Raw genomic sequence first — 7,792 nt, forward strand, 5'->3', positions numbered from 1 at the left:
AGGCCAAGAGCTACTACTACAACGGCACGACCACGACCTACCCGACGCCCGATCAGGGCAAGCCGATCGATGGCGGCGGCGTGCCCTGCGTCAACTAGCCATCACGCTGCGCGGTGATCGCAAGCGCGGCGGAGCCGGGCGCGGCGGGTCGCCGCCATCAGGCTGCGCGGCGATCGCAAGCGCGGCGCAGCCGGGCGCGGCGGGTCGCCGCCATCAGGCTGCGCGGCGATCGCAAGCGCGGCGCAGCCGGGCGCGGCGGGTCGCCGCCATCAGGCATGCGTGCCGCCATCGATGCGGATCTCGGTGCCGGTGATGAACGCGCCGTCGTCGGACACCAGCATGGCGATCACCCCGGCGACGGCCGTGGGCTCGGCCATCCCGGTGCCGCTGGATTCGACGGAGGTGGGCAGCACCGGCATCAGCCTCGAAAACAGCGACCAGTCAGCGTCTTTGGGGATATATCCGCCGGTGGCGTCGGTGATTCCGGACTTGATGCTGCCCGGCGCCACGCATACCGCGCGCAGGCCGTCGCGCGCGTATTCCAGCGCCAGCGAGTGGGTGAAGGCCTGGATGCCGCCCTTGCTCGCGGCGTAGGCGGCCATGTAGGGGTGGGCGAACGAGGCCGACGTGGAGCTGAAGTTGACGACCGCGCTGCGGGAGTTGGCCAGCAGGGACGGCAGCGCTTCGCGGACCACCAGGAAGGTCCCGGTCAGGTTCACGCCGACGATCCGATTCCACAGCTCGAGGCTGGTTTCGTGGGTGTGCGCGGCCCGCAGGATGCCCGCGGCGTTGACGAGCGAGTCGAGGCCACCCAGCTGCTCGACGGCCACGCGCACCCCGTCGGTCACGGACTCCTCGCTGCCCACGTCCATCGGCAGGGTCATCAGCCGGTCGGCGGTGCCGGCCTCGTCGGCCCGCGCCCGGGTGTTGTCCAGGCCGTCGGCGGCGACGTCGGAGGCCGCGACGGCGGCGCCCTCGTCCAGCAAGCGCAGCGCGGTGGCCTGCCCGATGCCCGACGCGGCGCCGGTCACCAGGATCCTCTTGCCCTCAAGCCTTTTCATGCGATCCTCCCGGCTCAGACCACTCCGCGCAGCGCGTCCTGGCCGAACATCTGCACCATCATCGAGGAGTAGTCGGGGCCGCGGCGCAAGATGTGGCCGCCGTCGACGTTGATGCACTGGCCGGTGATCCAGGCGGCCGCGTCGCTGAGCAGGAACATCGCCAGGTTGGCGACGTCTTCGACCTCGCCCACCCGCGGCAGCGGCGTGCACAGCGCGTAGTCCGCGCTGATCTCCGGCGACTGAATCACGCTTGCGTCAACAAGATCGGTGCGGATCAGGCCGGGGCGGATGCTGTTGACCCGCACCCACGACTCTCCGAGTTCGTCGGCGGCCAGCATCATCATGTGGTCGATGGCCGACTTGGTCACCCCGTAGGGCCCGAACCAGCGGTGGGTGTTGCTGGCCGCGATCGAGGAGATCCCGATGAACGAGCCGCCGCCACCGCGCACCAATTCGCGCCCGACGTGCTTGAGCACGTACATGGTGCCGTTGACGTTGAGGTCGACGGTGTTTCGCCACGCCTCGGAGTCGGTGTGGGTGATCGGCCCGACGGTCAGCGAGCCACCGGCGCAGTGCACCGCCCCGTGCAGCCGACCGTGCCACGCCGTGGCGGCGTCGACCGCGCGGGCCACCTCGTCCTCGTTGGTGACGTCGGTGGGCTCGTAGCGGATGGCGCCGCCGTCGGCGGCCAGCGGCTCGATTTCCTCGACGGCGCCCGCCAGCCGGTCCGGGTTGCGGCCGACGATCATCACGGAGGCCCCGGCCGAAACCAGGCCTGCGGCCACGCCCTTGCCGATTCCGCTGCCGCCGCCGGTGATCAGATACGTCCGGTCTTGGAAAGATAGCTGCACGCGAGGCCCTCTCGAACTGGAACAGGTTCTAGCTATAGAAGCATGTCCCCTCGGGGTGAATATCGCTACCCCCGGTCTCGTTACGGCTCGGCGGCGCGACGCTACGGCGTATCGCGGCGGGCCACCTTCGTCGGCTTGGCGTCACGCCAATCCTCGACGTGCGGCGGTTGACCAACCGGCCACCGGTTCTCGTTGAACGCCGCCCAGTGGGCATGCCCCAACAGGTGCACGTGGAACGCGTGCCGCAGCGCCTCGGTGTAGCCCATCGCGTCGGAGGCGGCATTGACCGAATCCTTGATGAGCAACGACGCCATCGTGGGCCGCTCGGCGATGCGTCGCGCGAAAGCCAGTGTCTTCTCCTCTAATTCGTCGACCGGGAAGACCTTCGAGACCATGCCCAGCCGGTGCGCCTCGTCCGCGTCGATCGAATCACCGGTCAGCAGCAGCTCTTTGGCCTTGCGCGGGCCGAACTCCCAAGGGTGGGCGTAATATTCGACACCAGGCATACCCAGCCGGACAGCGACGACGTCGCTGAACTTCGCGTTGTCGGCCGCGACGATCAGATCGCACGCCCAGATCAGCATCAAACCGGCCGAGATCGCGTTGCCCTGAACCTGGGCGATGGTGATCTTTCGCAGATCCCGCCAGCGGCAAGTGTTTTCGAAGAAATAGTGCCACTCCTGGTGGTACAGCTTCTCCATGATCGGCTCGAGGGTGGCCCCGCGCGAGCGGAAGCTCGGGTGCTGCCCCGGCCCCGGCGCGCGCTCGGCCAGTGCCTGCTCGGAACCCAGGTCGTGGCCGGCGGAGAAGTTCCTGCCCCGGGCCGCCAGGATCACCACGCGAACCGTGTCGTCGGCCTCGGCGCGGCCGAACGCCTCGTCGAGCTGGACCAGCAGGCCGCGACTCTGCGCGTTGTGGGCATCGGGCCGGTTCAGCCAGATCCGGGCGATGCGGCCCTCATCGAGGGTTTCGTAGGCCACCAGCTCCGGGACGTTGGCGTCGGCCGCCCCGGCGTCGGCTTGCTCGGAGACTGTCATTGAGCCCACCTCGTTCGTCGTTGAATTGGCCTTGTTTACAGATTACGGCCAGTGTGTAACCGGGCCCGCGCTGGGGTGATGGGGTGGCGGGCGCCGCAGAGCATGGTTCTCATCGGGCGCTCTCGGGCCGCCGCGCCAGCGGCAGCAGCCGGTGGTCGCGGGTGAACACCAGCCGCACGATGCCCATCCCGACGACCACCGTGGTGGCCGCGACCGAGCCCAGGATCAAGAACATCACCACGGCCTGCACCAGCACCGCCTGCAACGGCGGCACCCCGGCCAGAATGAGGCCGGTCATGGCGCCCGGCAGGAACACCAGGCCGGTGGCTTTGGTGGTCTCGATCTGCGGAGATATCGCCGAGCGCAAGGCGATTCGCAGGTACGGCGACGCGGCCTGCCCGCAGGGCTGGCCCAGCGCCAGGCGGGCCTCGACCTCGTCGCGTTTGTCGCGCAACTCGTCGACGAGCCGCCGCGCCACCAGCACCATGGCGGTCATCGAGTTGCCGATCATCATCCCGGCGACCGGGACCAGGGTCCGCCCCTGCAACGGGAACACCCGCAGGCCGAAGATCACCCCCAGCGTCACCACCGCCGCGCCGGCGAACGCGGCCACGGCCAGCGGCGCGAACCGCGGCACCTCCGGCGCCCTACGGCGCGCGACATCCCCGGCGTACGCCACCATCCCGGCGACCCACGCCCACGACCACCACAGCGACCTGCCCGGCTCGAACAGCAGCGTGAGCGCACCGCCCACGAGCAGCAACTGCACCAGCGCGCGCACCGCGGCCCACAGCAGTTGCCGCTCCAGCCCCAACCGCCGCCACAGCGAGATCCCGGCCGCGAACGCCACCAGGATCAGCGACGTCGCCAGGCCCAGCCAGCCGACTTGGCCGTTCATCACGCCACCGAGCCGTCGCCCGGGCGGGAGGCGACCGGGCCCAGCCCCTGGCTGCGGCCGGACTCCAGGCGCAGGACCCGGTCGGCGGCCCTGGCCACCTGCGCCGCGTTGTGGGTGACCCACAGGGCCGGGGTGCCGTCGGCGGCCAACTCACGCACCGCGCGCTCGATGACCTCGGCCGCCTCCGTGTCGACGGCGGAGGTGGGTTCGTCCAGCAGCAGCACCTGCGGTCCGGCCACCAAGGTGCGGGCCAGACACACGCGTTGCGCCTCCCCACCCGAGAGCCCGGCCACGTCGCGGTCCAGCCACGATCCGCTCAACGCGACCCGGGCCAGCGTCTCGCGCATCCGCGCATCGGGCGCGTCCGGATCGGCCGCGCGCAGGTTGTCGGCGACGGTGCCGGGAAACGGCGTCGGACGCTGGAAGCACATGCCCACCCGGCGCCGCAGCCACAGCGGGTCGAGCGCGGCGATGTCCGAGCCGTAGAACGACACCCGCCCGCTCGTCGGCAGCTCCAGCCGGTTGCACAACCGCAGCAGCGTCGATTTGCCCGAGCCGGACGGGCCGAACACGGCCGTCACGCCGTGCGCCGGGATGGCGGCGGTCAGCCCGTTCAGGGCGCGCACGCCCTGGCGTTCGACGACGACGTCGAGGAACTCGAACATCACGTCGTTATCGGCGTCCTGATCGACCACCCGCTTATCCTGCATCACCGCGGCCGCCGTCCATCGCGTCTTCGCGAGCGGCGCGGCGAACACCTGCGAACCGGCCGTAAACGCCGTCAGAGCCCGTTAGCTGGTGAGACGGGCTGCGACCGGTCAGCGGCGTCGCCTACAGTTAAGTCATGCCTACTAAATCTGATCCTGGCGAAATCGGCGACGTGGAACCTGTGGCCGACAGCACCGCCAGCCAGGCCAGGCGGGTCGTCGCGGCGTACGCCACCGACGCCGACGAGTGCCGGGTGTTCCTGTCCATGCTGGGTATTGGGCCTTCGAAACTCGACGCATAAATGTCTCCCGGGGGTGGGCGAAGCGCAACGGCGGCCAAGTACGGCAACTCCGACTTCGTCGTAGTCGCCAACCGGTTGCCGGTGGACCAGGAGCGGCTTCCCGACGGCACCACGGCGTGGAAACGCAGCCCCGGAGGATTGGTCACCGCGCTCGAGCCGCTGCTGCGCCGCCGGCGTGGGGCGTGGGTCGGCTGGGCCGGGATCGTCGACGAGGACACCGACCACGATGACGAACCGATCATCCAGGAAGATCTGGAGCTCCGGCCGGTCAGGCTGAGCGCGGCCGACGTCGCCGAATATTACGAGGGTTTCTCGAACGCCACGCTGTGGCCGCTGTATCACGACGTCATCGTCAAACCGATGTACCACCGCGAATGGTGGGAGCGCTACGTCGACGTCAATCGCCGCTTCGCCGAAGCCACCTCCCGTGCCGCGGCAAAAGGCGCGACGGTCTGGGTGCAGGACTACCAGCTGCAGCTGGTGCCGAAGATGCTGCGCGAACTGCGGCCCGACCTGATCATCGGTTTCTTCCTGCACATCCCCTTCCCGCCGGTCGAGCTGTTCATGCAGATGCCGTGGCGGACCGAGATCGTCGAGGGCCTGCTCGGCGCCGACCTGGTCGGGTTCCATCTGGCCGGCGGCGCGCAGAACTTCCTGTTCTTGGCCCGGCGGCTGATCGGGGCCAACACCTCGCGCGGGGCGGTGGGGGTGCGGTCGCGCTACGGCGAGGTGGAACTGGACTCCCGCGTCGTTCGAGTGGGCGCCTTCCCCATCTCCATCGACTCCACCGCGCTGGACCAGGCGGCCCGCCACCGCGACATCAAGCGCCGCGCCCGGGAGCTCCGGGCCGAGCTGGGCAACCCGCGCAAGGTGCTGCTGGGCGTCGACCGGCTCGACTACACCAAGGGCATCGACGTTCGCCTGAAAGCCTTTTCGGAGCTGCTCGCGGAGGGCCGCGCCAAGCGCGACGACACCGTGCTGGTCCAGCTGGCGACACCGAGCCGCGAACGGGTGGACAGCTACCAGCAGTTGCGCAACGACATCGAGCGCCAGGTCGGCCACATCAACGGCGAGTACGGCGAAGTCGGGCACCCCGTGGTGCACTACCTGCACCGGCCGGTCCCGCGCGACGAACTCATCGCGTTCTTCGTGGCCGCCGACGTCATGCTGGTCACCCCGCTGCGCGACGGGATGAACCTGGTCGCCAAGGAGTATGTCGCCTGCCGCAGCGATCTCGGCGGCGCGCTCGTGCTCTCCGAATTCACCGGTGCCGCCGCCGAATTGCGCCAGGCGTATCTGGTCAATCCGCACGACCTCGAGGGCGTGAAGGATTCGATCGAGGCCGCGCTCCACCAATCCGACGAAGAGGGACGCCGCCGGATGCGGTCACTGCGCCGCCAGGTGCTGGCTCATGACGTCGACCGGTGGGCGCGGTCGTTCCTCGATGCGCTCGCCGAATCCCGGCCCGGCGGCGCCGATTAGGGCGCATCCGCAAGACCCCATGGTGTTGCCGCCCGAACGCTGTGATACTCAGGTGCGAGGGTCGCACGCGAAGGAGGGGCATCACATGAAGCTCCGTCACGGAATGGCGGCCGGTGCCGGTATCTTCACGGCGGTCGCGGTGGGAATCGCGCTGCAGTCCGGTGAACCGGCCAAGGCGCTCGGACCACCGGCGGACGGCAACTATTCGTTCAACGAGGCTGGCGTGTCCGGGGTTACATGGACTGTCACGGCGATATGCGATCAGCCGTCCGGCACCCGCAACATGAACGACTACTCCGATCCGATCGTGTTCGCGATGCAGTGCGCGCTCAACGTCGTGAGCTTTACCGATGAGAAGATCAGCGCGGCGGACAAGCTGCAGAACTTCAGCGGCCGCGCCCGAATGTCGAGCATGCTGTGGACTTTCCAAGTCACCAAGGACAACGGCGTGTCCTGCCCCGGCGGCGGCACCGCGCCGTCCACCGAAACCTTCGCGTTCAGCGACGAAACGATGAGCGGCACCCACACCACCATGCACGGACCCGTGTGCGGCATGGAGCCGGAGATGAAGAAGCAACCGTTCTCGCTGTCGCTGATCGGACCGCCGCCCAGCCCGGTGCAGCGTTACCCGTTGTACTGCAACGGCATTGCGATGTGCTACTGACGTTGACCGGTTGCCAGCAGGGCTAGATCGGCGTGATGTAGGCGATCAGCCACTGCTTGCCGACCTTTTTGAAGTCCACCCGCAGCCGGCTGCCGTCATACAGCGGCTGGCGTGACTTGTCGGTCACGGTGCGGTTCATGAAGACCATCACCGATGCCGATTCCCGTTTGGCCGACATCACCCCCACGCCAACGACATTGGCCTGCACCACCACTTCGCGCTTCTTGGCCTCGGGGATGATCTGGTTGTTGGCGCTCTTCTGGAACTCCGCGCGATAGTCCGGGGTCAGCAGCGGATACGCCGCCGACAGGCTCCGTTCGACCGTCTGGTAGTCGTAGGCGAAGACCTCCGGAATCTCCTTGGCCGCCAGGCCGGGCAACACCGCCCGCGCCGCCTGCTCGCCGCGCGTCTGCACCCTGTCCCAGTACATCCAGCCGGCCACCGCGGACAACCCGACGAACGCCGCGGCCAGGAGGTAACCCGCGACGACCAGCAGCCAACGCCGCCATCGCATCAATTGCCTCCGTCGGGATACTTCAGGTCGTAGCCGCTCATCTTGCCGGCGTCGTCTTCGTGGACGATGACACGTAGGCGGTAGGGCATGGACGGCTTGTTGACGCCGTCGATGTCGGCGACCGTGACGCGCACCGACACCAGCACCGACGCGTTATTGGTAACGGCGTCAACGCCTTCCAGTGCGGCCCCGTTGACGACGGCTTCCGATGTCGCATTGGTGGAGCGGAAGAGCGCCTTGAGGTTTTCGGCGTTGTTGTTGGCGCCGAGCATGCCG

The 7,792-nt window shown here is 68.6% G+C and carries 9 protein-coding genes and 1 pseudogene; 3 read left to right on the forward strand and 7 right to left on the reverse strand.

Features of this window, described 5'->3' with window-relative positions:
* Positions 1-269: 269 nt before the first annotated feature.
* The 5 genes from A5659_RS08335 to A5659_RS08355 form a co-directional block, all read right to left on the reverse strand.
* Positions 270-1,061 carry an SDR family NAD(P)-dependent oxidoreductase gene (locus A5659_RS08335; protein WP_067180359.1) on the reverse strand — a complete coding sequence of 264 codons (792 nt, stop codon included), beginning with the start codon at positions 1,059-1,061 and terminating at the stop codon, positions 270-272.
* Between the two features lie 14 nt (positions 1,062-1,075).
* On the reverse strand, positions 1,076-1,912 hold the full coding sequence (locus tag A5659_RS08340; RefSeq protein WP_066866213.1) for an SDR family oxidoreductase: 837 nt from the start codon (positions 1,910-1,912) through the stop codon (positions 1,076-1,078).
* Positions 1,913-2,013: 101 nt separating this feature from the next.
* The gene (locus A5659_RS08345; RefSeq protein WP_066866215.1) at positions 2,014-2,949 is read right to left on the reverse strand and encodes an enoyl-CoA hydratase; all 936 of its coding nucleotides are present in this window, start codon (positions 2,947-2,949) and stop codon (positions 2,014-2,016) included.
* A 109-nt stretch (positions 2,950-3,058) separates the two neighbouring features.
* A complete protein-coding gene (gene fetB / locus A5659_RS08350; protein ID WP_066881020.1) occupies positions 3,059-3,847 on the reverse strand; it encodes an iron export ABC transporter permease subunit FetB in 789 nt (262 codons plus the stop codon).
* Positions 3,847-4,557, reverse strand: a complete 711-nt coding sequence (locus tag A5659_RS08355; protein ID WP_067180362.1) for a phosphate ABC transporter ATP-binding protein — start codon at positions 4,555-4,557, stop codon at positions 3,847-3,849. Before A5659_RS08355 ends, fetB begins: the two co-directional genes overlap by 1 nt.
* A 134-nt stretch (positions 4,558-4,691) precedes the next feature.
* Here A5659_RS08355 and A5659_RS27650 point away from each other — a divergent pair, with 134 nt between their 5' ends.
* From A5659_RS27650 to A5659_RS08365, 3 genes are all read left to right on the forward strand, one after another.
* Positions 4,692-4,856: a hypothetical protein gene (locus tag A5659_RS27650; RefSeq protein ID WP_112632220.1), complete on the forward strand. Its 165-nt coding sequence runs from the start codon at positions 4,692-4,694 to the stop codon at positions 4,854-4,856.
* Positions 4,857-6,338 carry a trehalose-6-phosphate synthase gene (locus tag A5659_RS08360; protein WP_067143204.1) on the forward strand — a complete coding sequence of 494 codons (1,482 nt, stop codon included), beginning with the start codon at positions 4,857-4,859 and terminating at the stop codon, positions 6,336-6,338.
* 85 nt (positions 6,339-6,423) lie between these two features.
* Positions 6,424-7,002: a hypothetical protein gene (locus tag A5659_RS08365; protein ID WP_066866221.1), complete on the forward strand. Its 579-nt coding sequence runs from the start codon at positions 6,424-6,426 to the stop codon at positions 7,000-7,002.
* 22 nt (positions 7,003-7,024) lie between these two features.
* Here the strand turns inward: A5659_RS08365 and A5659_RS08370 are convergent, their stop codons facing one another.
* Both A5659_RS08370 and A5659_RS08375 read right to left on the reverse strand, forming a co-directional pair.
* Positions 7,025-7,516 (reverse strand): mammalian cell entry protein, encoded by a 492-nt coding sequence (locus tag A5659_RS08370; protein WP_066881022.1) that lies wholly within the window; start codon positions 7,514-7,516, stop codon positions 7,025-7,027.
* A pseudogene (locus A5659_RS08375) lies at positions 7,516-7,792 on the reverse strand (mammalian cell entry protein); the annotation flags it as partial. The pseudogene A5659_RS08375 and the gene A5659_RS08370, both read right to left, overlap by 1 nt.

The sequence above is a fragment of the Mycobacterium sp. 1165196.3 genome (genome assembly GCF_001673415.1).
GTDB lineage: Bacteria > Actinomycetota > Actinomycetes > Mycobacteriales > Mycobacteriaceae > Mycobacterium > Mycobacterium europaeum_A.

Excerpts from the sequence above, each read along its gene's own strand:
- A5659_RS08335 (WP_067180359.1), bottom strand. The coding sequence starts at position 1,061 with ATGAAAAGGCTTGAGGGCAAGAGGATCCTGGTGACCGGCGCCGCGTCG.
- A5659_RS08345 (WP_066866215.1), bottom strand. The coding sequence starts at position 2,949 with ATGACAGTCTCCGAGCAAGCCGACGCCGGGGCGGCCGACGCCAACGTC.
- fetB (WP_066881020.1), bottom strand. The coding sequence starts at position 3,847 with ATGAACGGCCAAGTCGGCTGGCTGGGCCTGGCGACGTCGCTGATCCTG.
- A5659_RS08355 (WP_067180362.1), bottom strand. The coding sequence starts at position 4,557 with ATGCAGGATAAGCGGGTGGTCGATCAGGACGCCGATAACGACGTGATG.
- A5659_RS27650 (WP_112632220.1), top strand. The coding sequence starts at position 4,692 with ATGCCTACTAAATCTGATCCTGGCGAAATCGGCGACGTGGAACCTGTG.
- A5659_RS08360 (WP_067143204.1), top strand. The coding sequence starts at position 4,857 with ATGTCTCCCGGGGGTGGGCGAAGCGCAACGGCGGCCAAGTACGGCAAC.
- A5659_RS08365 (WP_066866221.1), top strand. The coding sequence starts at position 6,424 with ATGAAGCTCCGTCACGGAATGGCGGCCGGTGCCGGTATCTTCACGGCG.
- A5659_RS08370 (WP_066881022.1), bottom strand. The coding sequence starts at position 7,516 with ATGCGATGGCGGCGTTGGCTGCTGGTCGTCGCGGGTTACCTCCTGGCC.